This window comes from Sorangium sp. So ce296, from assembly GCF_051529605.1.
GTDB classification, from domain to species: domain Bacteria; phylum Myxococcota_A; class Polyangia; order Polyangiales; family Polyangiaceae; genus Sorangium; species Sorangium cellulosum_D.
In genome coordinates this window covers 4,115,895-4,141,981 of sequence record NZ_CP150325.1, presented here as the reverse complement: position 1 = coordinate 4,141,981, position 26,087 = coordinate 4,115,895, and the positions used below count along the sequence as shown (strand labels likewise).

Genomic DNA, 26,087 nt, shown 5'->3' with positions numbered 1-26,087 from the left:
CTACGGGCTCGGGTCGATCGGCTCTGCAGCCGGCAGCTGCTCGAAGGGGTGGCCCTCCGGCGTCAGCGTGCGCAGGTAGGCGATCAGCGTGTCGATCTCGGCCCGCGAGAGCAGGTGATAGGCGCCGGGCATGTTCGAGTAGGCGATGCCCTCGGCGGCGACGCCGTCGATCCCGAACGCGATGATGGACTGCAGGTACGTGTCCGAGCGGCGCTCCCAGAAGCCGGCGACGAAGGCCTCCACGTCCTCGCCGGGCGGCACCTTCACGCCGAACGTGCCCGCCGGGCCGGAGTGGCAGTGGGTGCATCCCCCGTCCCCGAACGCCGCTGGGCCGTCGCGATCCTGGTCCTCGGCGGTCTCCACGCAGCTCCAGCCCTCGCAGCTGTTCATGGCGCGGCAGGCGTGCTCGTAGAGCTCATTCCATGTCTGATAGACCATGCCGCGGCAGCTGTTCGTGCCGGCGCAGGACGCGTGGACCTGCACCAGGCCGGGGCGCGCGGTGCCCGACAGCATGGCGGACTCCGCGCACGCCGCGGCGAACTCCTCGAGGGAGATCTGGCCATCGCCGTCCTCGTCCATGACGTCGATCGCGTCCACGAGATCGTCCTCCGGGCCGGCGCTCCACACGAGCGTAGTGACCGGCGCGTCGGACTCATCGCAGTTCGAGTCGACGTTATCGAGATTCCGCTCCTCGGCGTCGGGGTGGACGGTGTTGTTGAAGTCGTCGCAGTCGCCCTCGCGCGGAGTGAAGCCGTCCCTGTCGTGGTCGCTGTCCTCGTCATCCACGGGCTCGCCGCCGCCCGTGTCGGAGCCGCCGGTCCCGGCGGGCTCCTCGCCGCCGGCGCCGCCGGTTCCGGAGATGGGGTTGACGCTGTCGTCGTCGCCGCAAGCGGGCGCGAAGGCGGCGAAGCTGGCGAGCGCCAGCGCAAGCAAGGTGGATCCCGGCGATTGGGTCATGGTGGTCGTCCTGCCTCCGAAGGAGCGCGCTGCGCGCGCTTGCCGGCTGCCCGGCGCAGGGCATTTAGGCATGGCTGGCGCGCGCGGAATATGTGGCAAGTTGTCGCAGGCCTACCGTCCGATCGCTGGTGCATCGCGTTCGAGGAGCGGCGGCTGCGCGCCAGTTCGGCGCCGCGTGCGAGACCTGCGCGCGGTCGGCGTGGCGCTGGGGTCGACGGCGCGCGCCGTCGCAGGAGCCGTCCTCGCCGCTCGCGCGGGCGCGGGCGCGGGGCCCGATTTGCGTGCAGCGGCCGAGCGAAAGGAAGTACAAGGGCTGCGAGCGTCGAAGAAGGAAGAGGAGCGCCGGATGACAGGCATGCTTCGCGGGGGGCTGCGGCTCGGTTGTGCAGCGGCCGTGGTGTTCGCGGCGGGACCGGTCGCCGCCATGCAGCCGGCGTCTGGTCCCGCGCCCCGGGTCTCGCCAGCGCCTGCCGCGTCGCAGCCAGCGCCTGCCGCGTCGCAGCCAGCGCCTGCCGCGTCGCAGGGCGGCCCAGCCGGCGCGCCGTCAGCGTCGCCGATGGCGCCGGCGACGGCGCCGGGCGGCGCGGCGGACATGCACCTGGCGCCCGCGACGGACGTATCTCCTCCGCAGCCAGCTCCGGGCGACGGCGTCGCGCCGCCGTCGGGGGCGCCACCGACCGGGGTTGTGCCGCCGGGAGCTCCCCAGGCGCTCCCGGCCTGGACGACGAGCCCCTGGCTGCTCGAGGGCGCTCCCGCGGGCGAGCAGCCCGGGCCGAAGCGCGTCTGGTACGGCTGGCAGCACCTCCTCGTGCTCGGCGGGACCGCCATCCTCGTGCCCATCGCCGTCGGCACGGAAAACGAGGTGCTCGCCTGGTGGTCCGTCAGCACCTTCGCGCTCGGCGGTCCGGTCACCCACTGGGCCAATGGCAACCTCGGCAAGGGCTTCGCCAGCCTCGGCCTCAACGCCGGCTGCACGCTCGGCGGCGGCATGGTCGGCCTGCTCGCCGGCAAAGCCGTGGACGCCCGCGGGTGGGACGAGGTGGCTGGCATCATGCTCGGCAGCAGCGCCGGCCTCCTCACGGCCAACATCATCGACATCGCGGTCCTCGAGCGCGAGGAGCGCTCGACCGCCGACAGCTACGAGTACATCCGTCTCCGCTCGCCTCGGCTCCGGCTCGCACCGCACGTCGCCCTGGCGCCGGACCGCGCCACGCTCGGCCTCGGCGGCGCCTTCTGAAGGGGTAGCGGCGCCGCGGGCGCGCCGGCGAGGTGCCGCGCCGCCGCGAGGGCGCGCGACGCGGGCGGCGCTTCGGCCTGGCTCGGCCGCCGCGGGGGTGTAGCATCCGCGCGTGTTCATTCCGAAATCAGGTGCACGACGGCTCGCGCTCATCGCGCTCGCCGCGCTCGCCGCGTGCGGCGGCGCGGAGCGGCAGGATCCCCAGTTCGCGGACGCGCCCGCGGTCCCGCTCCCCGGTCCTCCCGGCGCCGCGCCGCTCGACGCGCCCGGCGGCGAGCCGGAGGAGCTGCCTGGCGTGAACACGGCCGAGCTCGTCCGCCGCGAGCGCCACACGTGGTGGCAGCTCGTCTCGCAGCTCTACGCGCCGTGCGCCGAGCAGGCGGTGTCGCTCGCGCAGTGCGTCCGCGAGTCGCGCCCCTGCGCGGCCTGCGTGCCCGCCGCGCAGCTCGTCGCCGACAAGATCCGCGGGGGCGCGAGCGCCGCCGAGGCGCAGGCCGCGTACGGCGTGCGGTTCGGACCGAACGTGAAGAAGATCGACCTCGCCGACTCGCCGTCGCGCGGGCCGGAGCGCGCGCCGGTGGAGATCGTCGTGTGGTCGGACTTCGAGTGCCCCTCCTGCGGCCGCGCGGTCCCGCTCCTCGACGAGATCTTCGAGCGCCACGCGCCGAACGTGCGGTTGATCCACAAGGTGTACCCGCTGCGGTCGCACCCGCACGCCGAGGCCGCGGCGCGCGCCGCCATCGCGGCGCACGCGCAGGGCCGCTACTGGCAGATGGAGCGGCTCCTGTTCGAGAACCAGCAGCGGCTCGAGGAGAAGGACCTGCTCGGCTACGCGCAGCGGGTCGGCCTCGACATGGCCCGGTTCCGCGCGGACATGGCCGGCGAGGCGGCCGCCCGGGTGATCGCGCGCGACAAGGCCGAGGCCGACCGCGCGGGGCTCTCGGGGACGCCGTTCATCGTCGTCAACGGCCGGGAGTTCGATCTGGCGCTGTTCAGCCTGCAGGGGGAGCTCGACCGGTGGATCGCGACGGAGCTCGCGATCCTCGGCGGGGGCGCCGGAGCGCCGGGCGCGCGGTGAGATCCGCGGGCCAGCCTGGGCGCGATAGCACGCGATCGCGGTCGTGGACTGGCGGTCCCCATCGCGACCGCCTCAAGGTCGGAACCTGGCCAAGAATATATCCGACGACAGATCGCCAGCAGCCGGTAACGGGTGGAACTTCAAGCCGACTGCCCCCGACACCTCGCCGGTGACAATGACGTTGCCATCGGGGGCGCCGCTGATCCCCATCCCTGCCTGCGAATCCGTATCTCCCATTGCCCAACTCCACAGGGTGCCGCCGTAAGGGTCGAGCTTGGCCGCAAATGCATCGGTTTTGCCTGCGCTGACCAGCGGGCTGCATCCGAAGTCCAGGCGCCCCTCGAACGAGCCAGTGAGCAGCACGGCGCCAGCGCGGTCGATAGATATGGCGATGCTTGACTGGTCCTGAGAGTCGCCGAACTGGCGGTGCCACAGGAGCTCGCCGGCAGCGTTGAACTTGGCGACGTAGAGATCGTAGCCGCCGGCGCTATGAAATGATTTGTCCGGAAAATCGATGGATCCGCGCGCCGCGCCCGCCATCACGACGCTCCCCTCGTCGTCGACGGCCACGCTGTGGCCGAGCTGCGTGCCCTCGTCCCCGAACCGGTGACTCCAAAGCGTCGAGCCGTTCCTGTCCAGCTTGACGAGGATCGCGTCCGGCATGCCCGCGCCCACGGTCGGGCCATCGCCGAAGTCAACCACGCCCAAGGCGTAGCCCGTCACCACGACGTTGCCTTGTCCGTCGACCGTCAGATCCGACGCTTCCTGCGTCTCCTCATCGCCGTAGGTCCGGGCCCACACGTATTCGCCGCTCCTGTCGAGCTTGGCCACGAAGAGGTCATCCCATCCGGCGCTCTTCAGCATCCCGCCGCCGAAGTCAACAGAGCCCCAAAGGGTGCCGGCGATCAGCACGTTTCCGTCTCGATCCGCTGCGATGCCGCGCCCGAGCTGATCGTGGGCGCCGCCGAAGCGCTTGCTCCACACGTGCCTCCCCGAAGGGTCCAGCTTTGCGACGAAGATGTCCCGCGCTCCCGCGCTCACGAGCGGACCTCCGCCGAGATCGATCGTCCCTTGGAAATGGCCGATCAGGAGGACGTTCCCGTCCGCGTCCGTGCTGATTCGCTGAACGTGCTGTAGGTCGTCGTCGCCGAAGCTCCTGCTCCATACTGGAGCACCGCTCGGGCCGAGCTTGATGACGAATATGTCATCCGTCTCATGACCCACCAGCCGCGCTCCCCCGATGTCGAGAGAACCGTCGAAATTGCCGGCGATGATCGTGCTCCCGTCGCCGTCTACAGCGATGTCAGTGGGGACCTGCATGCCGGCGGCTCGGATGCGGTGGACGTGGGCGGAGAGCTCGCCGCGAACCATGGAGGCACCGCAGCCCTCGTTGCCCACCGACGTGCAGCCGTCGATCGCCGGAGCGTCGCAGGAGGAGGTGCCGCTCGCGCCGAGCTCAGCGCCGCAGCCCCCGCTCGCCTCATGACCGTCGTAAAGGTGGTTGCCCCCGATCCCTCCCGACGCCGCTGAAACATTGGCAGACGAATAATCGTCATACCAAGTCGTCGCCGGAGTGCATCCTGCTGCGCACTGGAGGAGCAACGATATCATCGGCCTGAACCGTCGTGTGTTTCTGCGCGCTGGTTCCGCTGGGCGATGCCCAGCGGCAGGAGTCGGGACGCTGAGCTCCGAGTTCGCGATTAGCATCATGCATGACCTCCGCCAGAGCGCGCCGTCGGTTGTGCCGGCCTGGCGCGTCGTGCGTGCCGTGACAATCGATCGACATCGTCAGGATAAGTCGCCGCGCGGGTCGCGTGAATGCCACTTTAGGAGTAGCGCGCCGAAGCGTTGGGGCAGGTACCATCGATATCCTGATCTTGGACGCCCTTCGCTCATCGGTCCGCTTGTTGGCAGGATGTATGTTGAAACGTTATCGTGGCGCGCAGAGCGCCACGCGTGTGCCGCGGGTTTGATTCCATGGACAACCCCTCCATCAGCACCCGGAGCTCGGGGGTTGAAACAACCCTCGGGCCGATCGAGCACGCAGGGCTGCTGCGGCATCGGCGCAGCCGGGAGCGCGGCGTGGTCGCGCGTTGCGCGCTGCGCGGCGGCGACAGAATCCTCGATACAACCGTGGGAACACGTCAGGGCTGTGGACCGGACGGATCGGCCAGGTGGACCTCGAGGTCGGGCTTCCAAGCCCCCGGGGCGGCCCTGTACCCCTTTGGTGGTACGCGCGCGCACAACGCGTCGTGCATCGGATATTCTCCACCCCCGATGCGATCCTCGATCCACCTGACGGCGCGGGAGCAGCGGATCACGTGGGAGCTCCTCGAAACCCTGCACAGCTCGCTGGATCTTCACGAGGTCTTGCGCGGGGCGTACGGCGTGCTCTGCCAGCTCGTGCCCGCGGACCACGGCGCGCTCTGCGTCTCGCTCCCCGAGGATCCCACGGCGTACGACTGGGCCGTCGCCGATCTACCGCCGGAGCTGTTCGCGGGGTACGGCGCGCTCGCGCCGCACGATTTCGTCCGGAGCGCCGTGATCGCGCAGCCGAACGTGGTGCTGCGCGACAGCGAGATGCTCCCCCGCACGGCCATCGAGCGGAGCGTGATGTACCGGCGCAGCCGGGAGCTCGGGATGCGGCTGGAGCAGGCCATGGCGATCCTGTTCGCGGTAGAGCCGAGCTGGCACGGCGGGATCACCCTCTACCGCGACCGGCGGCGCCCGTTCTCGGATCGCGACCGGGCCCTCCTGCAGCACCTCGCCCCTTCGATCGCGGCCGCGACGCGGAGCTGCAGGCGCTTCGGAGACTCGATACGACGCGGTGACGCGCTGGAGGCGGCGCTCCGCCGCGAGGGCATGGAGGTCCTGGTGGTCGCCCCGCCGGCGTCCGTGCTCTCGCGCAGCGCGGGCGCCGAGGCGCTGCTCGGACGCTGGTTCACGCCCGTGGAGCGGAGCGCCAGCGCCCTCCCCGCGCCGCTCGCCACCGCGCTCGGCGCCGCCGCGGCCGCGCCCGCCTCCGGCCCGCCGGCCGCCCCCTGGGCGCGACGAGCATCCAGCGGCGAGCTGCGCGCCGACTTCGTGCCGTTCGTCGAGCGAGGGCGCAAGCTGTGGGTGGTGGAGCTGCGCGAGCGGGCGGCCGCGGCGGCCCCGGCGACGTGGAGAGGGCGACTCACGGAGCGGCAGGTCGAGGTGGCGGAGCGCGTTCTGCGCGGCTGGGACAACGCGCTCATCGCAGAGGACCTCGGGTGCACGCCGGCGACCGTGAAGAAGCACCTGCAGCGGGTTTACGACGCCCTGGGGGTACCGAGTCGTACAGGTCTCATGGCTCACGCGGCGCAGCGAGGCTGACGTGACTCGGCGCCTCCCACCTCGTCGCCGCCGCGCTCTGCCGGGCCGCGCCGGCCAGCGCGCCGGCGATCATGTCCGGATAGAGCGCCCGCGTGACCCGCGCCGACAGGAGGATGGCCTCGCGCGCGTCCGGGCAGGGGATCGTCGCGAGCAGCGCGGCGAGCTCGCGTACGTGCCCCTCGTCGGCGTCGGCGTGCCCCCGCAGGAAGCGCACCGCACCGGCGATACCAGGGATGCGGGCGCGTGCCACGAGGCGCGCCGCGGCGTCTCCAGCGCGGCGGGCCGAGAGCGCCTCCAGCACGTAGGCCGTGCCCAGGAAGGCCTCGGGCGCGCCCGCCTCCGCGGTGTAGCGGTTCCACGCGATATAGGCCTGTGTCGCCGGCGCGGGCTCCGCGCGCCTCACGGCCTCCGGATCGCGCCCGAGCGCGGCGAGATCGTCGAGGGCCCATTGCTCGTGCCCGGACTCCTCCTCGGCCTTGCGGAGCAGGAGGGGCGCCAGGATGACGCGTCCATCCGCCGCAGAGGCCTCGCTCGCGTGCCCGACGCACCTGGCCGAGAGCCGCGCGCCGGCCTGGGCGCACAGAGGGCGGGTCCAGCGCACGTAATGATAAATCTGCTCGAGGAACGCCGCGTACTCGCTGGCCGTCGTGGCGCCGTCGTACAGCCGGCGGGCCGCGGGATCCGCATCGAGGCGGAGGAGCAGGGCCGCGACCTCCTGATCAAGGGTGGTGATCCAGTCCAACATTCTCGTTGCCATGGTGTTCCTCCGTTCAAGATGGGTGATCGCTCAGGCGGCCTTGCGCGTCATGGGTGTGGTCGTCACGGGTCGCGGCGCCCGCGCCTGCTCCTCCACCGAGGCGAACAGGGGCATGGCGAACCGGCGGAAGCGGCTGTCGTACCGCGCCGGGCCGATGAAGCGCGCGGTCATCCGGCGGGTGAACACCCGGAGCGGCCGGGGCAGTCGCAATCCGCGGACAGCGCCGGAGCGGGCCCGCGCGCGCTCCTCCTCGCTGTAGAAGGGGAATCCGGGCGAGGTCGGCGGCGGCTCGCCGCCGAGAGGGGAGACCCGGACCCGCGGGCTCACGAGCCCGAGCGCGGCGGCCACCTGGAGGATGATCGTGGCGTCCTCCGCGTGGTCGGTCTCCGCGTTCACGGCGGCGATCCAGTGTGTGATTCCGCGGCGGCGGCTCTCCTCGAGCATGGCCGCGTGGAGCGCGCTCAGGGCGCTGCTGCTCCGATGACGTGCGAGGACGCAGAAACGGGTGACCTCCGCGAGCGAGAGCCCTGGGACATGAAGGACTCCGAGATCGAACCTGGACTCGAGGTCCACGCCGAGGCAGCCGCGGCGGGCGAGCGCAACCTCGGGGTTGGGCAAGAGCAGCCGGGTGGTCGCGATGGGCTGCTCGTCCGCGTAGGCGACGAAATGGATCGTTGTATCGAGGGTGTCATACGGATCGACCTCACGCGGCGCGACAGGTGCGGCTGCGATGAGATTTAGCTCCTGACCAAAGACCTCCCAGCGGATGCGGAGCGCGTCGTCGAGCTCCTTGCGCGTGTGGGCGATACGGCAGTGAATCGAGATCATGATCAATTCCTCCGACACGGTGCGCAGGCATTCTGAGAAGGGTTCCGGGCTGCCGGCGCGGTCGCCGGCTCGTCCCCGCGGAACTCGCAGCGCGTGCTGCGCGTCCAGCGCGTACTTCGCGTTGCTCGCGGCGGGACTTGCAGCGGGCGTGCCACGCGATCTCGCGCCGCGTGGAGCGCTCCTCCAGGTCGGGAGGCATCTCCGGCTCCCTGATCTCGACGGAGACGCGACACCTGCGCGCCGTTACGCCTGTTACGGCCGTTACGCCGGTGTGACAGCTGCAACCGCGCAGCTTCGAGCAGCTTTTCCAGCGGACTTCCTGGGAGGAGGGTCCGGTCAGCCAGCGGTTCCGCTGAGGCGCTCACCTGCTCTCGTTCCCGTCATTCTCGTACGGTGGTCTGGCGCACGTCGCGGCGCCATTGGCACCTCGGCCGGTCGGCGAACGACGGAGCGCCGCGTGTGGGTGCACGGCGGCGCGGTCGTTGCTTGCCGCTGCCGTTGACCGCGGCGCTTGCATGCATCGTTAACACGGGATCGTCATGGAGGATCGCATGAACACTCTGGTTCAACGCGCGATGACGCAAGCGTGAGCGCTCCTCCGGGGTGCCCGGTGTCCGTCGGGGAGATCATCGCCGACAAGTACCGGGTGGAGGACGTCCTGGGCAAGGGGGGCATGGGCATGGTCGTCAAGGCCACGCACATCCAGCTCAGGAAATCTGTCGCGATCAAGTTCCTTTTGCCGCAAGCCTCGTCGGAGGTGGTCGAGCGGTTCCGGAGGGAGGCCCGGCTTGCGGCCTGTCTCTCGAGCGAGCACGTGGTGCGCGTCATCGACGTCGCAGACCTGCCGAGCCGCCAGCCCTACATGGTGATGGAGTTCCTCGAGGGCAAGGACCTGTCGCGCGTGCTCCGGCAAGACGGTCCGCTGTCCATCCTTGAGGCCGCCTCGCATGTGCTGGGCGCGTGCGAGGCGATCGCGGAGGCGCACGCCATGAACATCGTGCACCGCGATCTCAAGCCGGCGAACCTGTTCCTCGCGAATGGAGCAGGCGGGCTCCGGACCGTGAAGGTCCTCGATTTCGGGATCTCGAAGGCCATCGGCGACGCCGGAGACGGCGAGCAGGAGCTGGGGCTCACCAAGAGCTCGGCCCTGCTTGGCTCACCTCTCTACATGAGCCCGGAGCAGCTGCGATCGGCCCGCCATGTCGATCCGCGAAGCGACATCTGGTCCGTCGGGGCGCTCTTCTACGAGATCTTGACGCGGCGAGCGGCGTTCCCTGCGCAGTCGCTCGCCGAGCTGGTCGTGTGGGTTCACGAGGAGCCGCCGACGCCGCCGAGCCAGCTGCGCCCCGACCTGCCGCAAGGGCTCGAGCAGGCGATCCTGCGCTGCCTCCAGCGGAACCCGGCGGATCGATTCCAGAACATCGCCGAGCTCGCATGGGCGATCGCGCCCTTCGGTCCACCGGAGGCCGCGCGGTGCGCCGTCCGTGCCTCGCGGCTCCTGGGACTCCCGCTCCCGCGATCCGCGGCGCAGGCGCACGACAGCAGGCGGCCGCCCCCGAGCTCCGCCGTCCTCGTGGACCCCTCCGCAGGAACGTCCGTGATCCCGCAGGACCCTGCCCCGGACGCGGATGCGCCGATCGGCATGGAGTCGACCATCCGAGCAGACAATGCAGGCTCCGACAGATCGGGTACGCCGGCGGAACGTCGTTCTCCTGCGTTCCATGCGGACGGCGAGAGCACGCCGCCGAAGGTAGGACCCATGCGCACGCCCGAGCCGGGGAGGACCTCGAGGGAGCAGAGCAAAGGCCGGCGTCCGGATACATCCAGAGAGAAGCTGGCCGCGATCATCGCCACCGTGGCGACGCTCGCCGGCGGCATCGCCGGCGCGTTCAGCTTCGTGCCGCGGCGAGCAGGAGACGTGGCCGAGGCGGGGCTGGTCGCGCCGACGATTCGTCATGCTGCTTCCGAGGTGCATCCCTCGAAGCCTATGCCGGTCGCCGCGGAGGCCTCTTCCAGCGCGGATCCGGCGGCGCAGCAGGATGCCCCCGACGCGGGGGCACAATCGACAAAGCCGGAGAATGCCTCCCCGGTCAGACCGAGAGCTCCGGAAGGTGTGCGGCCGAAGCCGCCTGTGTCGACATCTCACAGTGACGGTCCTGCACCGAGCAGCCCTACGCCTCCACCTGAATCGACCAAGGACGCATTTGAGGTGCTCGACGGCAGAATTCAAAGGCAACTCGGCGGCCCTTAAGACGAAGGTCATCAGAAATGAGATCGTTGACACCGATGTATCTGCGTTCTGGACTTCAGCTGAGCCTCGTCGCCGCCTCGATTGGGCTCTCTATCTCCTTCAGCGCTGCTCGGTCCGGCGCGCAGGCCCCCCCACCGGAGCCTCAGCGTGAGCTCGAGGGCAGCCCGCCAGCTCCTGCTGCGACCGCGGTGCCGCCTGCTCCGGCAGCAGCGGGGGTCACGGCGGAGGCCGCACCGCCAGCCGCGGCGCAACTTTCGGTCGAAAGTCGTCTCCACGGCCCCGCGCGGGTCGATTTCATGGCCGGAAAGACGCTGCTCAAGAGTAAAGACTACGCCAACGCGCTCATCAAGTTCCGCCAGGCCTACGAGCAATCGAAAGATCCCGAAGTGCTCTGGTTCATGGCTCGCTGCGAGCAGCTCCTCGGGCACTATACGCGCGTGGCAGATCTGGCGTCCCAGATCGATAAGCACCCCAGCTCGCTGGTGACCGCGGCAGACCGGCAGGACGCAAGAGAGCTGGCGCAGGCGGTGGCGTCGTACATCAGCCTGATGACCATCGCCGTCGACGAGGCAGGCGCCCAGGTCTTCATCGATGGCGAGCCCCGCGGGACGACTCCGATCAAAGCACCGCTCCGCGTCGACGTCGGCAAGCGGCGAGTCCGCATCGTCAAGGCTGGATTCAGGAGGTACGAGCGTGTCGTGGAGATCTCCGGTGAGAAGCCGCTCGACCTTCATGTGAGGCTCGTCAGGAAGGTGCAGAGCGCTCGTTTGCTCGTCACAGCCGGTCCCAACGAGCTGATCGCCCTCGACGGCAGGGTCGTCGGCCGGGGGCGCTGGGAAGGCACGGTGCCGGTGGGCGGGCACACCCTCCTCGTGACCGCGCCCGGCATGCTCCCGAAGGAACGTGAAATTTCGCTGCTGGACGGCGAGGCCCGACGCGTCGCGATGCCCCTCGACACAGCTCGCCCTCCGCGTGGAGGACCGGTCTGGGTGTGGACCGCGGCCGCTGCCGTCCTGGCCGCCGTGGCGGTGGGCGGCATCGCCAGCATCGTACATTCAGAGTTGGAGCCGTCGAGGAGCAGCCCTGACGTGAATGTTATCTACCCATTGCGATGAGGAGACGACGTGATGACGCGAAGCATGATGACACCGCAGCGAATGGCGCCAGTGGGCTGCCTGCTCGGCGCGCTTGGAGCCGCAGCGTGCGCTCCGTCAGGAAAGCTGGAGGTTTACATCGACACAGATATGGGCATCCCCAACAATGTGGATACCGTCTCTTTGATGGTGTCGGTGTCCGGCTCGGTGAAATATCACAACTCTTTCTCGGTCTCGAGCACGAACGAGCTCTACCCCAGGCTCGTCATCCCGGGGTCCATCGTCTTCGACGCGCCGGAGCCGGATCCGCTCGAGCCGGTGACGGTGGAGGTGTCAGCCTGGAGCGGCGGCGAGGACGGGGAGATTCTAGGTTACAACAAAAGGGTCGTCACGGTGCCCGAGCATGAGTCGTCGACCACATTCGTTCCGCTCGAATTCCTCTGTGCGACGAAGGCGCTCAAGCGAAAGGATGTGATCTTCAAGTTCGGGAAATCTGCTTGCTCGGACCAGGAGACCGATCAGGCGTGCGCGTTTTCGACCTGCGTGCCGGTCGATGTACTATCGGAGATCGCTGACTATGACGCAGCCAAGGGCGCGCTCGACTGCTTCGACGTTCACAAATGCTTTGACGCCTCGCATACCCCCACGGACAGGATCGACATCCCGGCGGAGGGGAAGCCGTGCGTGTTCCAGCTGAAAGGCGACAGCTCGCTGCGGGAGAGTTTGCTGGGCAAGAAGTTCAGCGATATCAATGTGGCGATACAAATGAAAGATAAAGAGTCTGGAGGGCGCTGGGGGATATGCGATGAGCAAGATAGGAATTGCCGGGTCGCCCCGATCATCCCCGAGTCTATTCACAAGGAGATCAAAGGGCGCGAGATCACCGACAGCGTGACTTTGCGGGAAGACGTTTGTGCTGAGCTCCGCAAGTACAAGGACGACGTCTTGGGCGTGCTGTTTGCTCACGCGACGCCTGAATGCCCACATCGGACGCAGCAGCGGCCCTTGTGTCGTTCGCAGCTGGACTAACCTGGCACCACCGTCTGCTGACGGACCCTCAGGAGGGCGCTCGAGAAGGTCGACGCGATCGTCTCCGGTACACCGCCACGGCGACGAGGAGGAGCGTCGAGAGGTAGGCGCCCTCCTGCGGCTGTGCGGCCGACGCGCAACCGGCGCCCCGGAGGATCAGCTCAGGCGTGCACTCACCCGCCTGACACGTACCTCCCGTGCAGAGAGTACCGTCGGGCACCGCCCTTGGCAGGCACATTCCGTGAACGCAGAACGTCTGCTCCGCACATTCAGCAGGGCAGTCTTCGGCGGTCTCGCAGCTCGTCGTCGTATACGGTGCATCCTCGCCCGTCTCGCCGCTCGCCGCCGCCGGCGTGGAGGCCGCCGTGAGGAGCGCCGCCCCGCCAGCCGTGGCCCAACGAAGCGCGCGTCGGACGCGGATCCGCCATTGGTCTGCCAGTCCGTGCGAGCTGGTGATTGTTTCCGCCGAACATCGCCGGAGCGACGGCTCTCTTGTCTCTGCGGCGTACGAGCGTCGTTCTGAGTCGATGACCCTCTCCATGTGACCTCTCATTGGCGATGAAAACACCGATCCGCTGGACGCCCATGTCGAGCGCCTGCGTGCTCCCGCGCGTCGAAGTGGTCGCGCGCGGACGGCGTCGACGTCGACAGACCTAACCCGGTCCCGGGCTCACACCCGTCGGTGCGCCGCCACCTGCCGCGTCCGGGCAGCCGTTCGTCGTGCGATCCTTGCTGGGCTTGCCCCTTCGATCAGGGCAGGCGTCCACCGCGTCGGGGATGCCGTCGTCGTCCGGATCGTCCACGGAAGGGCACCCGTTGCTGTGCCAGCTCTTCGTCCGGACGCCCCGTTCGTCGGGACACGCGTCGTCCGGAGCCTTGACGCCATCGCCGTCGGGATCCACCTCCGGGCAGCCGCTCTGCGCCGAAGCGGAGCGCTGCGGCCCGGATGCGTAGGGGCAAGCATCGGATGCGTCGGCAACGCCGTCGCCGTCGGCGTCCGGGACCCGCTCCTCTTCCTCCTGGGGCAACTCCCAGCTCAGCGCCGCGACCATACGGGACGCGGGGGTCCCGATGCCGCTCGTGAGCCCCGGACCGGCCGCCAGGCCCGCCGAGACGCCCGCGAGCAGACGGACGCGCGCGCCAAAGAGAAGCTCGATGTTGTGTCCGATGTCCTGCCTGATCGAGCGATTCGCGTCCTTGATGTAGACGAACTCTCCCGGGAGCTGGGGCTTGTAGTCACGGCCCTTGAACGCCGCCGTCACCATCGCCTGGAATGTGGTCGCCGCGCTCAGCTCCGTCGACAGGAACAATCTCCCGCCCCAGAAGGACAACCCGGCGCCGCCGCCATACGTCAGCGCGGAGGCGCTCACGGAGTCATGGAACAATCCGCCCAGACTGATGCTCCACGCAAAGATCTCGCCTCTGCCTCCGAAGAGCAGGTGCGGCGCAAGGCATAGGCCGCCATTGCTCACGAACATCCCCGCCTCGCCGGTAGGGAGGTACACGTCGGTCCCCAGGGAGAATTGAGAGAAGTCTCCATCCTCCGTCCCGCTCAGGCGAACGCGGGCTCCCACACGGATATCGCTCATCGCGGCCGAGGGCGGCGAAGGCAACTGCATGTTGAAGGCCGTCGGCCGCTCGCCGCCCTGGTCGAGGACGACCGGGATCACCGCAGAGACGAGCAGGCGGTCCCAGAGCGAGAACGAACCGCTGAAGTGCAGGAACGTCTGGTGGGTGACGACGGCGCCGCGCTCGGAGCCGAGCTCCAGCACGAGCGGCTCATCGGCATGGTCGATGAACACCGCGGCTCGCGGGACGATGTGCCCACCGATCGTCGGCGATTGTACCTCCTGAAAGGGATCTCCGACGGGAGCAGGTGAGAACCGGTTCAGCCCGATGTCGCCGAGCTCCTGGGCGTGGGCCTGCGCGCCGCCCAGGAGCAGGGCCGAACCCACGAGTGCCATCGCTCGACCGAGGCGTCCAATCATGCCCCAACATGCTAGCGCGCCGCATCGCTGGCCTACAATCAGGATTCAGGGCCTGGCCTGTCTACCAAAGTGGTACGAGCTCCAGAGCTGGAATGCGGCGAGGGGCGGCGCGCCGCCGCCCCTCCGAATCCGAGCCGGCTCAGCTCGGACGATTCGCCTTCTCGGACGCCGTCGTGCCTCCGCCCGCCGTCGCCCCCTGCCCGCCGGCCACCTGCGCCGCGGACCCGCCGCCGCTCTTGATCTGCACCGTGCGGCCGCGCTGCTGTTGCTGCGGCAGCTTCAGGCAGACCTCGAGGACGCCGTTCTCGAACCTCGCGTCCACGTCGTCGGCCTGCACGCCCTGGGGCAGCGGGATCGAGCGCATGAACGAGCCATAGCTGCGCTCGCTGTAGCTCACGCCCTCGCGCTGCTCCTGCTGCTCCTGCCGGCGCTCGCCCTCGATGATCAGCGCGTCGTCGTGGAGCTGCACCCGGATGTCGTCCTTCGTCACGCCCGGGAGATCGGCCTTCACGACGAGCTGACCGTCGCGCTCGCCCACCTCGATGTGCGGCGACCAGAGGCCGCCGCCGAACGACGAGAGACCACGACCGCCGCCCTGCTCGGCGAGCGAGCGAGGCTGCCCGAACGGCGACAACGTCCCACCGAAGCCGAAGTCCTCGAACATGCGATCCATGTCCTCCATCATCCGGCGCATCATCGTGAACGGGCTGAAGACCCCGCCCGCCCCGCCGTACCGCCCGAGCTGACCGCCGCCTTGCTGGCGCTGCAGCCCGGTGGACGGACCGCCGGCCCCCAGAGAGGAAGTCTGTCCCGTCGCCTGGCTGCTGGGCTTGCCCTGCTGCGACCTGGCCACAGGAACGTCTTGACCCGCTTGCTGACGCTGCTGCTCCGCCATGGGAACCTCCTTTCGACGAGGAATCATTGCAAACATAAGGCCGCATCGCCCTCGCGAAAGGGCGCGCCGATGCGACGGCTCCCGTCGTGCGACGTCACATGGCCGAGCGCGCGCCGTCGCAAATAGCCACCATGAGCCCGCCTGCGGGGAGCGCACCCCGCGCGCCGGCGCCGGACCGGGCACGACGGGCGCGGACGAGCTCGACGCTGCGCACGCGCGGCGCGCGCTCGCGCCAGGCGTCGCCGCGCAGGCGTGCCCGGCTATCGCCACCGCCTGGCGATCTCCACGAAACGGTGGAGGCTGTACGGCTTCTGCAGCACCGGACGGCTGAGATCGGACTCGCGCAGCCCTGCCTTCCCGTACCCCGTCACGAAGACGAACGGGATGCCCCGTTCCATCAGGATGTCGGCCACGGCATAGACCTTCTCGCCAGCGATGTTGATGTCCAGGCTCGCCCCATCGATCTGCGCCTCGCGGGCCAGGCGGATCGCGTCCTTCATGGTCAACGCCGGGCCGATCACCACGCAGCCGAGGTCGGTCAAGACATCTTCCAGGGACGAGGCGATCATCGGCTCGTCCTCGACGACGAGGACGCGCAGCCCCTCCAGCTCGCGGTTGCCCTCGGGATCCGGGAGCATCATGCGGCCACGCGCTCCAGCGGCAGATGCATCACGCAGCGCACGCCCTCGGGCACGAAGTCGAGGCGCACTTCCCTGGCGAGCTGGCGCCCGAGGTCGCGCTCGATCAGGCGCGAGCCGAAGCCCCGGCGGCGCGGCGGTCGTACCGGCGGCCCGCCCATCTCCCGCCATTCGAGCCAGAGCAGCGGCTCGCGCCCGTCCGCGCTCACGTCCCATGCGATCTCGACGCGGCCGGACGGCTGCGACAGCGCCCCGTACTTGGCCGCGTTGGTCGCCAGCTCGTGGATCGCCATGCCGAGCGTCACCGCCGCCTCCGGGCGGAGGCGCACGTGCTCGCCGATCACGTGAACCCGATCGGCGTCGCAGTCGGCGTGCGGCGCCAGCTCGGCGCACACGATGTCGCGGAGGCTCGCGCCCTGCCAGGAGGTCTGGTTCAGCAGGTTGTGGGTCTGAGACAGCGCCAGGAGCCGCGCGAGGAACGCCTCCGTGAACGCCCTGGGCGAGTCCGCCATGCGGAGCGTCTGCGCGGCGATCGCCTGCACGATCGCCAGCGTGTTCTTCACCCGATGGTTCAGCTCATTCAACAGGAGCCTCTGGCGCTCCTCCGCCTGCTTGCGCTCGCTCACGTCGAGGATGAACGCCACCCCCTGGTCGTCCGACCCTTCGAACCGCACGCCGCCGAGCAGCACGGGGACGCGGCTGCCGTCCTTCCGGCAGAACTCCTTCTCGAAAGGCCGGAACTGGCCGGTCAGGGCGATCTCGTCGACCGCCAGCTGGGTCACGTCATGCGACTCCAGCGGCGTGCTCTCCGTCCAGTAGATCTTCTCCGAGGCGAGCTCCTCCCGGCTGTAGCCCAGCATGGCCAGAAAGGCGTCGTTCGCGTCGAGGATCCTGCCGTCGAGGTCCCAGAAGGCGATCCCGATGATGTTGGCGTCCACGAGGCGCCGGATCCGCGCCTCCCGCTCGCGCAGCGCCAGCTCCACCCGCTTGCGCTCGCTGTTCTCGCGCTGGAGCTCGGTATAGAGGCGCGCGTTCTCCAGCGAGATGGCGGACTGGGAGGCCAGGAGCTCCAGCATCGCGATGCGATCGGCGGTGAAGGCGCGCGGGGTCAGGTTGTTCTCCAGATAGAGCACGCCCACGAGCGTGCCCTGCTTCACCAGGGAGAGGCAGAGCACCGAGCGGGGTCGCCGCTCGCGCACGTAGGCGTCCTCCGAGAACTGGTTGGGCACGGCGGCGTCGTCCAGGATCACGCTCTCCCGCGAGCGGATCGCGTAGTGGAGGAGGGAGATGGGGAGATCGGCCGGGGTGACGGGCGCCTGCCGGAGGGTGACCTCGACCCGGCCGCGCCGGGTGACGACCTCGGCCTCGACGTCGTGCTCGGCGCCGCGCGGGCGGATCAGGAGGCCTCGCTCGGCGCCCGCGTGCTCGATCACGATCGTCAGCAAGGTCTCGATGAGCCGGTCGAGGATCAGCTCGCCCGAGACCGCCTGCGACGCCTTGAGCACGGTGATGAGGTCGAGCTTCGCGTGCGGCGCATCGAACGGCGGGGCAGGCCCGGCCGCGGCCTGCATGCGCATCGCCTCCGGCCAGAGCGCGTGCGGAAAATCCCTCTCGAGGCGCCGCATCGCGCGCGCGGCGCCCCAGCGACCATAGAGGCGGTGCGCCTCGGTCATGTAGGCACACGCGACGAAGGTCCTGCCCAGATCGAGGTAATGGCGGGCGCAGAGCTCGTTGGCGAGCGCCGCGTCATGCAGGAACTGGCCCTCCCGGGCGGCCATGATCCCCTGATCGTACAGGGCGCCCGCGCCCTCGCGCCGCTCGCTCCGGGCGAGCTCGGCCTTCAGGATCGAGGCGCGATGACGGTGGCTCTCCGGCCCGAGGGCCGCCCAGGACTCCACCTTGCGCGCGCACTCCCGGAGCCTCGCGAGGTAGGCTTCCCTGAGCGCAGGGGCGGCGGTCCCGGCGGCCCGCGAGAAGGCCAGTCCACCATAGAAGTAATAGCAAGGGCTCGCGTGCCACGCGGCGAGCATCCCGAGGCTGCCGGGGTCGGCCCTGCCCCAGAGCGCCGCCACCTCCTCGTACGCGCCCTCGAAGACGCCGGCGATGACCTCGAAGACGTTCAAGAAATAGAGCGACGCCCGGTTGTCGATGCGGCGGGCCTCCTCGGCGACCGCGCCGATGTCGACCCACGCCCCCCGCCTCCAGTCGCCCCCGGCCGGCGCGCCCAGGTGCTCGCTGAGCTGCGCGACGGCCCCGACCATCCACGTGATCGTGTTGAACTCGTCGAGCTTGCAGAGCGGCGCGTGCAGCCTCGCCTCCTCGAGGACGTCGTGGAGGTGCGCCCCGCGGAGCAGGGCGTTCACGCTCGCGTTGCACGCGTTGTAGAAGGCCCAGATGTACTGTCCTGTCTCGACGCCGGCGTGGATGCCCTTGCGCAGCGACGCCTTCGAGCTCTCGTAGGTGTCCATCCAGTGCTGCACCCACGCCCCCCACATGTTGCACAGCATGGATTCGGATTTCGCGTCCGGGCATCGCTCGTTCAGGCGGACCGCCGCCCGCCCGAAGGCGTAGCCCTTCTCGATGTCGAGCCCGGCGCAGAGGAATGTCCCGAAATTCACGTAGGCGTAGATCGAGCTCTTCGAGATGCCGTGCAGGAGCGAGCCCTGGAGCGCCTTCATCACCGTGATGCCGAAGTTGTTCGTGCCGAGCTGGTAGGTCGGCGAGAACATCTCCTGAAGGAGGTCCTGGAGGGCGGCGATCTCGGGGTCGTCCAGCGCGGGCAGGTCGACCAGAGACGCGATGGGGCGGTCGCCGATGATCTCGAGGGTCCGCGCGAGCTCGGCGGCGAGCGCGCCGTCGTCCGGATAGGGCGGCAGGTGGATGTCGTAGGCGCGCAGCGCGGCGAGCCCCTCGTCCATGGCGGCGGGCAGATCGTTCTTCAGGATCTCGACCTTCATCTTCAGGCGCCGCACCTCCGTCTGGTGGCGGCGCCCCTTCGCCCTGTCGAAGGTGCCCGTGAGCGTCGCGAGCGCGTCGTCGTGCCGCCCGCACAGCGACTCCAAGAGGCCCTTCTTCGTGTGATAGAGGAACGCCAGCTCGTAATCGGAGGTCCACGCGTCTTCAGGCAGCATGGCCATGCCGTGCTCCAGGTACTTCAGCGCCGCGGCGAAGGCCGCCGACTCCTCGGCGCGCGCGGCGGCCTGGAGGTTGAGCCGGGCCGACTCCATGCGCTCCTCCGGGTCCTTCATCAGATCGCCCGCGCTGTTCAGGTGATCGACGACGTCGAACAGGTCGTGCCCCCTGTCCGAGCGCAGCTTGCCGAGCAAGAGCCTCCCGATCCGGTAGTGGAACGCCGGCCTGTCGCGCTCCGGGATCAGCGAATACGCGGCCTCCTGGATCTTGTCGTGCGCGAAGCGAGCCTGCCCGTTCGCGCTCACGATCAGGCCCTCGCCGAGGGCGTGATCGAGGCTCGCGTACGTCTCCTCGGGGGCACGCTCGCTCACGGTGCTCAGGACGTCCAGCTCGAACGTGTTGCCGATCGCCGAGGCCAGCCGGAGCACCCGCTGCGTCGCCGGCGGCAGGCGCCGGATCGTCTCCGCCATGAGGCAGAGGACGTTGTCGGTGCACCCGAGCCGCTCGATCTGCCGCAGATCCCAGCCCCAGCCCCTCGCCGGATCGAAGACCAGCGCCTTCGCGTCATAGAGGTGCCGCATGAACTGCTTCACGAAGAACGGATTGCCTGCGGTCTTCTTCAGGACCGCGGCCGCGAGCGGGCCCCCGTCGGCGGTCTGGAGGCTGTCGCGCACGAGCTCGGTCAGGTGGCCCAGCCCGAGGGGCGCGAGGACGATGCGCCGCACCCCGAGGCCGCCCTTCTCGAGCTCCTCCAGCGCGACGAGCACGGGGTGGGCCGGGCTCACCTCGTTGTCGCGGTAAGCGCCGCAGAAGAAGAGCGACTCCACGCCGTCCTTCGCGAGGATGCTCGCGATCACGCCGAGGCTGGCCGAGTCCACCCACTGCAAATCGTCGAGGAACACGGCCAGCGGGTGGGCGTGCCGGGCGAACACGCAGACGAATTTCTGGAAGTAGAGGATGAAGCGGTTCTGGGCCTCCACGGGGCCGAGCGCGGGGACGGGCGGCTGCTCGCCGAGGATGTGCTTCAAGGACGGGAGCACGTCGCAGAGGACCTGCCCGTTGCTCCCCAGCGCCTCCAGGATGGCGCCGCGCCACGCCGCGATCCGCTCCTCGCTCTCGGAGAGGAGCTGCTTGATGAGCCCGTCGAACGCGTGGACGAGGGCGCTGTAGGGCCTGTCGCGGTTGTACTGATCGTACTTCCCGCTGATGTAATAGCCCTTCTCGCGCGCCAGCGGCTTCAGGATCTCCTGGACGAGCGACGACTTGCCGATGCCCGAATAGCCCGAGACGAGGACGATCGTGCGCTTGCCCCCGAGCACGTCGTCGAACGAATCGATGAGCGCCCGGATGTCCCCCTCGCGGCCGTAGAGCTTCTGGTGGAGCTGGAAGAGGTCTCTCCTGTCGTGCTGGCCGGGGCTGAACGTCCCCGAGAGGCCGCTACTCCGCCGCCGCGACCGGAGCTCTTCCAGATCGGCCTTCAGCCCCTCGGCGCACTGGTAGCGATCCTCGGCGTTCTTGCTGAGGAGCTTCATCGCGATCGCCGAGAGCGCGCCGGGCACCGCCGGGCTCATCTCCGACGGCGGGACGGGCGCCACCGCGATGTGGGCGTGCATCAGCTCGAGCGGGTCCGCCGCCTCGAACGGCCGCCGCCCGGTGAGCATCTCGTAGAGCACGACCCCCAGCGAGTACATGTCGGTGCGGTAGTCCACGCTGCGGTTCATGCGGCCGGTCTGCTCGGGCGACGCGTAAGGGAGCACCTCCGTGAGGACGTGGCGGGAATAGATCTCCTCTTTCTCGCGCGTCACGAGGGCGTCGACGCCGAAGCCGGTGAGCTTCACCTGGCCGCCCTCTCCGAGCAGGATGTTCGGGGGCCTCACGTCGCCGTGGATGAGGCCGTGACGGTGGATGTCGGCCAGCGCTTCGGCCACGGGGATCACGGCGTCGAGCACCGCGAAGACGTCGAGCTCGCCTGCCGCCTCCGACCTCCGCGTCGAGGACAGCGGGGCGCCCGGGAAAACCTCGGTGAAGAGCACCAGGCCGTCTCCGTGCTCCTCGACGGCGTGCACCTTGAGGACCCTCGCCGAGTCGATGCGCTGGATGACGCGATAGGCGTGCTTGAAGCGGAGGATATCGCCGATCCGCGTGTAATCGGCGTAGAGCATCTTCATCGCCACCTCGAGCCCGTCGGCGTCGCGGCGGGCCCGGTACATGGCCGCGCCCGCGCCCTCGCCGATCTTCGCGGTGACGTGATGCCCTCGGATGCGGGTCGCGCCGGGCTGGATCGGGAGGTGCGTCATCGCGCCGTCCTCGCGCCCGCCGCCCCGGTCCCGCCTGGGCAGCGCCGCGCCGGGAGCGTCGCGCCGCGGCCGCTCCGGCCCGTCATGGCGCACGGGCGGCGCCGGCCGCGCTCGTCGCTGTCACGGCGAGATCCCGGCGAAGGCCGCCCTCCCGCTGGACGCCGGCGGCCGCGGTCCGCCGTCTGCGCGGCGCGCGTCCAGGCGCAGCGCAGCGAGCGCCCTGAACAGCAGGCCGATTCGGCGCCTGGGACATATTTCCCCATTGCATGCGTATGAGCCCTCCGCACGCCCTGTCAACCTGACGATCGGAGCCAGGGGTAGCGTCGCCGGCGGCGTCCGCGCTCAGGCCGGCATGGCCGCTGCACGCTCGCGTGCGACAGCGTCCAGATGTGGCCCTCTCCCGTCCCGCTTCCGCGGGCGGCCTCACCATATCGCGCGCGCGGGCACGTAGGTCTTCAATTCGAGCTCGATCGGGCTCTTGCAGGCGAGCCGTGGATACCGTCGCTCGAGGCACCGTAGACAACGCCCACCGGAAGCGGATAAGCAGGAATGGTCCCCTCGGGAGGGTTGTGCCATGTTCACGGTCGACCGAAGACCGATTCCATCGGCAGCAAACCCTCCAGCGCGAAATCCCGCATTGCAGCGCTCTGCGCAGGCGATGCCGGCGAGCCAGCTTCGGTCTCGGCGGGACTCGTCGAACCACGCCGCAGCGACTGCTCCGTCCGGGACGACCGAGGAGCGATGGCGCGACGTGGAGCCGCGCTGGCCTGCTCCGAGGAGCGCCCCCTGGTCATGGGTCGATCGCGCGGCGCCCGAGGCCGTCGCGGCATCCGCGGCGCCATCGTCTCTCGCTCCGTCCGGGGCCACGACTTCGGCGACGTGCGCATCCACGCCGATGCGCGGGCGGACGCCTCCGCCCGCGCCGTGAACGCTTTGGCCTATACCGTCGGCCGGGACATCGCGTTTCGCAGCGGTCAGTACGACCCGGCGTCCGATCGACCGATTGACCTCCTGCGAGATCCCGGTCGGGGACTACACGGTCGGCGTATCGATCCGCGGCGCCGCCGTTCATTTCGACTTCGGGCAGTCGGCCGAGCGCGGCGAGCGATTCCGCTTCGGGTTTCACATCGATCCCGATCAGGTCAACCCGGTGACGTTGTTCCGGCGTCAGACCAGGGTCGCCGTCTCCGTCGTCGAGCGCCTCCCGTCGACCGAGGTCTCGACCTCGACGCCGCCGGCCGACGGGGGGAGCTCGCTCTGGCGGAGCAATGGCTCCGCACGCGAGGCGCGAACCGCCGCTGGGTGCTGGAGCAGCAGATCGACGGACGCTACCGGGCCTGCACCGGTTGCCACGCCACCGTCCAGGCCGAGGCCATGGATCGAGCGCGCGCGGAGCGAGGCGAACAGCTCCGGGCGCCCCTCGAGCAGCTCGCCGCCGGCGCGGACCCGGGGCCCAGGCCCGCGTTCGCTGCGGGCGAACAGGTCGCAACTTCCGAGCAGCCCAGGGGCTTGCCTGCGGTGGCAGAAGCGCAGCAGCGCATCAACACGCTTCGACCGTACCTGCGCGAGCTCGGACCGGAAGGCTACCGGGTCCTCCCCGCGGAGACGCTGGGGAGCACCGCGCCGCCCGGCAGTGGACGCGATCACCTCCGTGGGCCGGCCAGGCCAGCAGCCGGCCGTGCCCTCGGCCCCGGTCGCCTCGTCCGAACGACCGCTGCCGCGATGGGAGCCGAGCCCTGGCGAGTCGCACCCCACCCATGAGGAGGTCCAGGACGCAGCGAACGAGCGCAGCACCGACTGCGACGCGCTGGCGTACGCGATTGACGTGCTGATTCTGATTCGCGATCTCAGGTTCCGTCGCTGGGACATGCAGCGGCACTCCGGAGGGGATGCAAGGCATCGGTCCACCTACGGGCTGCGCCAGGAGGCGCTGCGGCGGCTCGTGCAGATGGCTCGTGCCCTTGACTGCCCCTACGATGCAGAGGCCGACGCCGAGCTCAGCCGCCCCCACACCCATCCGACACCTCGGTACTAGGAAGAGCATGGACCCCACCGAGCCCCTCTACTTCCGCGTCGAGCGGAGCCCGGCGAAGCGAGCAGGGACGCAGTGGCGCGCGACCGCGACGATCGTCCGCGACGACACGGGTGAGCCGGTCGAACGTCTCACGGCGCGGGCGTCCACCGCCGGCGCTGCCGAGGAGCAGCTCGATGCGGCCATCGAGGGCGCGCTCGCCGGCTTGGAGAAGCCGCCCAGGGACTGGGGGAGAGACCCGACCGTGTTTCGCCTGCTCCGGCGCTATTTGCAGCTCAGAGACGAGGTGTACGGGATGCTCGAACGCGCCAGCGCCGCGGCCGAGCCAGACGCGCTCACGCTCAGACGCGACGCAGAAGCCTACGAGCAGGGCGAGATGAGAAAGCTAGAGGAGCAGGTCGAAGCGTTGACGGACGCGCAGTGGATCGAGCTTTCGACCCCGACCGAAGATCAGCTCGCACGGCTCGACGACGCCTGGGTGCTGGACATGCTGACGGCCAAGAAGCGGCTCTGTCAGCTCGCCGCGCGCAGGCCGCACGTGGCCCAATCCGGCTACGAACAGCTGGAGCAGGCCCTCGACGGGTAGAGGGCGCTCCGCCTGCGCGGGCGGCCCGGTCGAGCCTTCCGCTCGCTGCGCGCCCCCGCCGCCGCCCTCACATCACATACCGCAAGATGAGCTCGGTGATCCCGGCCGCGAGCAGCAGGAGCAGCCCGCCGACGAAGCCGATCAGCGTGAACCGGTCGTCCCGCCACCGCGGCCGGAGCGGCACGATGTCCCGCTCCGGCAGCACGACCACCCTCATGGTCGCGTGGATCGGCAGCCCCCCGGGCCGCTGCGCGACCGCCACGTGCGGCGGCTGCGCCAGCCCCATGTTGATGAACCGCGTCACCCCGGCGCGGAGCCGGTCCCCCATGCCGGGCAGCGCGCTGCCGATCGCCACCGCGCGCAGCCACGGCGCCCGCTCGAACGCGTTCTCCATGGCGAGCGCCCCGAACAGCTGCCGCAGCCGCGCCATCAGCGCCCGCACCTCGGCCAGGTGCTGGAACGCCCGCATCCGCGCGTCGGGCGGGTCCTCCGAGCTCACCCGCGCCAGGCAGTACGACTCCAGCCGCGCGTTCAGCCCCTCGAGCTCCTGGAGGATCCGCGGGGCCGCGGCGCCAGGGCCCGCCTCGAGCGGGAGCGTGAAGCCCCAGGGCTCCTCGCGACCGCGCTCGTGCGTCCACTGGAACACCTCGGCGAAGCCCCACAGCGTGTCGTAGCGCGACAGCACCACGTAGGCCGGCACGTCCGCGCGCAGCGCGCGGCCGACCTCGATGAGGTACGCGCGCATCCGGTTCGCGTACGCCTCGACCCCCTGCTCGTCGAGCTCGGCGAAGTCCGCGATGCTCAGGACGAGGAGGATGCCGTCGATCGGCTCGCGCTTCCGCGAGCGGCGCAGCTCGTCGCAGAGCTGCGCGAGCTCGGCCGGCTCCCGCCGCGGGCCGAGCACCGACGCCTCGGGCTCGATGAAGAGCGCCTCCTTCGCCAGCCAGTACGAGCACCGCGCCCCGGGCACGCCGATCTGGAGCGGGGCGCCGCCCGGGGGCCAGGTGAGGTTCATCGCGCGGATCACCGTGGAGCGGCCCGAGCCCGGCTCGCCGAGCACGAGGTAGCAGGGGACCGCGTAGATCCCCTGGTCGCTGTCCGGGTTCGCCTGCTGGACCAGCGCGTGGACGCTCGCCAGCTCGTACACGAAGGAGCCGCTCATCCGATCATCCGACCTTTTGCGCGATCGTCCACCCGAGCGCGACCGCGCCGCCGATCGCGACGAGCGCCGCCAGGACGCGCCCGACCAGCGCGGATTGCCACAGCGGCAGGTTGGGGAGGTGCTGCGCGTCCACGCCGTCCACGCGCGCCGGCCGGAGCACCCCGCCGCTCCAGTCGCGGTCCGGATCCACGCCGAGCTTCAGCGAGAGATCGCGGCGGATCCGCAGGAGGTCGTCGGCGCTCTGCCCCGGCAGCCCGTAGCGGCCGCGGAAGCCGAGGCCGAGCACGCAGGCGTAGGTCGCCATCACCGGCAGCGGGCCGCTCCGGACGCGCTCCAGCCGCTCGAAGAGCTCGACGCCCGCGTTGTTCGTCATCCATCGCGCCGCCTGGAGCGGGCGCTGGGCCCAGACCGGCCGGAGGTCCGGCAGCGACATCGCGAGCTCGTCCGCGAAGGCGGCGATCGCGAACATGCCGTCGTCGACCGAGGCGATCGGCATGTCCTGCGCGAGCTTGGACCCCTTGAGCTCCTCGAGCAGCAGGTTCGCTTGCCGCAGCACGTGATCGGCCGGCGGCCGCCGCGGGGATTGGCGGAGCATGCAGAGCCAGAGGAGCATCTCCTCACCGAAGACGCCGATGGAGGTTTCCACGCGGCCGCGAGCTTACGCCAGGCGCGCGTGGCCCGTCGACCCGGGCGCGCGTGCGCGTCCGCGCGCTCGGGCCGACGGCGCCGCGAGCGCCCGCTCCGTCCAGCCGCGTGTCGGCTCCGCGTCGGC

General features: G+C 70.0%; 17 protein-coding genes and 1 pseudogene. 8 read left to right on the top strand and 10 right to left on the bottom strand.

The window, feature by feature from the left end:
• Entirely contained in the window at positions 1-957 is a 957-nt protein-coding gene (locus tag WME98_RS15545) for a c-type cytochrome (protein ID WP_437951989.1), read from the bottom strand.
• Between the two features lie 346 nt (positions 958-1,303).
• On the opposite strand from WME98_RS15545, the gene WME98_RS15540 reads away from it, so the two are divergent.
• Together WME98_RS15540 and WME98_RS15535 are read left to right on the top strand one after the other, a co-directional pair.
• A complete protein-coding gene (locus WME98_RS15540) occupies positions 1,304-2,194 on the top strand; it encodes a hypothetical protein (protein WP_437951988.1) in 891 nt (296 codons plus the stop codon).
• 112 nt (positions 2,195-2,306) lie between these two features.
• Entirely contained in the window at positions 2,307-3,272 is a 966-nt protein-coding gene (locus tag WME98_RS15535) for a DsbA family protein (protein ID WP_437951987.1), read from the top strand.
• Positions 3,273-3,344: 72 nt separating this feature from the next.
• Here WME98_RS15535 and WME98_RS15530 read toward each other — a convergent pair whose 3' ends face one another.
• Positions 3,345-4,883, bottom strand: coding sequence for an SBBP repeat-containing protein (locus WME98_RS15530; RefSeq protein WP_437951986.1), 1,539 nt, complete (start codon positions 4,881-4,883; stop codon positions 3,345-3,347).
• A gap of 666 nt (positions 4,884-5,549) precedes the next feature.
• Between WME98_RS15530 and WME98_RS15525 the strand changes: the two genes are divergently transcribed.
• The gene (locus WME98_RS15525) at positions 5,550-6,626 is read left to right on the top strand and encodes a response regulator transcription factor (RefSeq protein WP_437951985.1); all 1,077 of its coding nucleotides are present in this window, start codon (positions 5,550-5,552) and stop codon (positions 6,624-6,626) included.
• Here WME98_RS15525 and WME98_RS15520 read toward each other — a convergent pair.
• Together WME98_RS15520 and WME98_RS15515 are read right to left on the bottom strand one after the other, a co-directional pair.
• Positions 6,598-7,383 carry an iron-containing redox enzyme family protein gene (locus WME98_RS15520; RefSeq protein WP_437951984.1) on the bottom strand — a complete coding sequence of 262 codons (786 nt, stop codon included), beginning with the start codon at positions 7,381-7,383 and terminating at the stop codon, positions 6,598-6,600. The two genes, WME98_RS15525 and WME98_RS15520, sit on opposite strands and share 29 nt — an antisense overlap.
• A gap of 30 nt (positions 7,384-7,413) precedes the next feature.
• Positions 7,414-8,211 carry a GNAT family N-acetyltransferase gene (locus WME98_RS15515; RefSeq protein WP_437951983.1) on the bottom strand — a complete coding sequence of 266 codons (798 nt, stop codon included), beginning with the start codon at positions 8,209-8,211 and terminating at the stop codon, positions 7,414-7,416.
• A 586-nt stretch (positions 8,212-8,797) separates the two neighbouring features.
• On the opposite strand from WME98_RS15515, the gene WME98_RS15510 reads away from it, so the two are divergent.
• From WME98_RS15510 to WME98_RS15500, 3 genes are all read left to right on the top strand, one after another.
• Positions 8,798-10,462, top strand: a complete 1,665-nt coding sequence (locus WME98_RS15510) for a protein kinase domain-containing protein (protein ID WP_437951982.1) — start codon at positions 8,798-8,800, stop codon at positions 10,460-10,462.
• 296 nt (positions 10,463-10,758) lie between these two features.
• Positions 10,759-11,577, top strand: coding sequence for a PEGA domain-containing protein (locus WME98_RS15505; RefSeq protein ID WP_437951981.1), 819 nt, complete (start codon positions 10,759-10,761; stop codon positions 11,575-11,577).
• Between the two features lie 9 nt (positions 11,578-11,586).
• On the top strand, positions 11,587-12,585 hold the full coding sequence (locus WME98_RS15500; RefSeq protein ID WP_437951980.1) for a hypothetical protein: 999 nt from the start codon (positions 11,587-11,589) through the stop codon (positions 12,583-12,585).
• A 653-nt stretch (positions 12,586-13,238) separates the two neighbouring features.
• On the opposite strand, the gene WME98_RS15495 is transcribed toward WME98_RS15500, so the two are convergent.
• The 4 genes from WME98_RS15495 to WME98_RS15480 all read right to left on the bottom strand — a co-directional run bounded on the left by WME98_RS15495 (position 13,239) and on the right by WME98_RS15480 (position 21,535).
• Complete coding sequence (locus WME98_RS15495; RefSeq protein ID WP_437951979.1) at positions 13,239-14,549, bottom strand: thrombospondin type 3 repeat-containing protein; 1,311 nt, start codon at positions 14,547-14,549, stop codon at positions 13,239-13,241.
• Between the two features lie 163 nt (positions 14,550-14,712).
• Positions 14,713-15,468 (bottom strand): Hsp20/alpha crystallin family protein, encoded by a 756-nt coding sequence (locus WME98_RS15490; RefSeq protein WP_437951978.1) that lies wholly within the window; start codon positions 15,466-15,468, stop codon positions 14,713-14,715.
• 260 nt (positions 15,469-15,728) lie between these two features.
• Complete coding sequence (locus tag WME98_RS15485; RefSeq protein ID WP_437951977.1) at positions 15,729-16,109, bottom strand: response regulator; 381 nt, start codon at positions 16,107-16,109, stop codon at positions 15,729-15,731.
• On the bottom strand, positions 16,106-21,535 hold the full coding sequence (locus WME98_RS15480; RefSeq protein WP_437951976.1) for an AAA family ATPase: 5,430 nt from the start codon (positions 21,533-21,535) through the stop codon (positions 16,106-16,108). Before WME98_RS15480 ends, WME98_RS15485 begins: the two co-directional genes overlap by 4 nt.
• A 549-nt stretch (positions 21,536-22,084) precedes the next feature.
• Here WME98_RS15480 and WME98_RS15475 point away from each other — a divergent pair.
• Both WME98_RS15475 and WME98_RS15470 read left to right on the top strand, forming a co-directional pair.
• A pseudogene (locus tag WME98_RS15475) lies at positions 22,085-22,477 on the top strand (eCIS core domain-containing protein); the annotation flags it as partial.
• Between the two features lie 1,034 nt (positions 22,478-23,511).
• Entirely contained in the window at positions 23,512-24,153 is a 642-nt protein-coding gene (locus WME98_RS15470) for a hypothetical protein (RefSeq protein WP_437951975.1), read from the top strand.
• A 67-nt stretch (positions 24,154-24,220) separates the two neighbouring features.
• On the opposite strand, the gene WME98_RS15465 is transcribed toward WME98_RS15470, so the two are convergent.
• Positions 24,221-25,315, bottom strand: coding sequence for a type VI secretion system protein (locus WME98_RS15465; RefSeq protein ID WP_061626747.1), 1,095 nt, complete (start codon positions 25,313-25,315; stop codon positions 24,221-24,223).
• 4 nt (positions 25,316-25,319) lie between these two features.
• The gene (locus WME98_RS15460; protein WP_437951974.1) at positions 25,320-25,961 is read right to left on the bottom strand and encodes a DotU family type IV/VI secretion system protein; all 642 of its coding nucleotides are present in this window, start codon (positions 25,959-25,961) and stop codon (positions 25,320-25,322) included.
• Positions 25,962-26,087: the final 126 nt, after the last annotated feature.

Coding starts and splice junctions, on each gene's coding strand:
- WME98_RS15530 (WP_437951986.1), bottom strand. CDS start 4,883: ATGATATCGTTGCTCCTCCAGTGCGCAGCAGGATGCACTCCGGCGACG.
- WME98_RS15470 (WP_437951975.1), top strand. CDS start 23,512: ATGCAGAGGCCGACGCCGAGCTCAGCCGCCCCCACACCCATCCGACAC.
- WME98_RS15495 (WP_437951979.1), bottom strand. CDS start 14,549: ATGGCACTCGTGGGTTCGGCCCTGCTCCTGGGCGGCGCGCAGGCCCAC.
- WME98_RS15485 (WP_437951977.1), bottom strand. CDS start 16,109: ATGATGCTCCCGGATCCCGAGGGCAACCGCGAGCTGGAGGGGCTGCGC.
- WME98_RS15545 (WP_437951989.1), bottom strand. CDS start 957: ATGACCCAATCGCCGGGATCCACCTTGCTTGCGCTGGCGCTCGCCAGC.
- WME98_RS15515 (WP_437951983.1), bottom strand. CDS start 8,211: ATGATCTCGATTCACTGCCGTATCGCCCACACGCGCAAGGAGCTCGAC.
- WME98_RS15480 (WP_437951976.1), bottom strand. CDS start 21,535: ATGACGCACCTCCCGATCCAGCCCGGCGCGACCCGCATCCGAGGGCAT.
- WME98_RS15465 (WP_061626747.1), bottom strand. CDS start 25,315: ATGAGCGGCTCCTTCGTGTACGAGCTGGCGAGCGTCCACGCGCTGGTC.
- WME98_RS15540 (WP_437951988.1), top strand. CDS start 1,304: ATGACAGGCATGCTTCGCGGGGGGCTGCGGCTCGGTTGTGCAGCGGCC.
- WME98_RS15490 (WP_437951978.1), bottom strand. CDS start 15,468: ATGGCGGAGCAGCAGCGTCAGCAAGCGGGTCAAGACGTTCCTGTGGCC.
- WME98_RS15520 (WP_437951984.1), bottom strand. CDS start 7,383: ATGGCAACGAGAATGTTGGACTGGATCACCACCCTTGATCAGGAGGTC.
- WME98_RS15505 (WP_437951981.1), top strand. CDS start 10,759: ATGGCCGGAAAGACGCTGCTCAAGAGTAAAGACTACGCCAACGCGCTC.
- WME98_RS15525 (WP_437951985.1), top strand. CDS start 5,550: ATGCGATCCTCGATCCACCTGACGGCGCGGGAGCAGCGGATCACGTGG.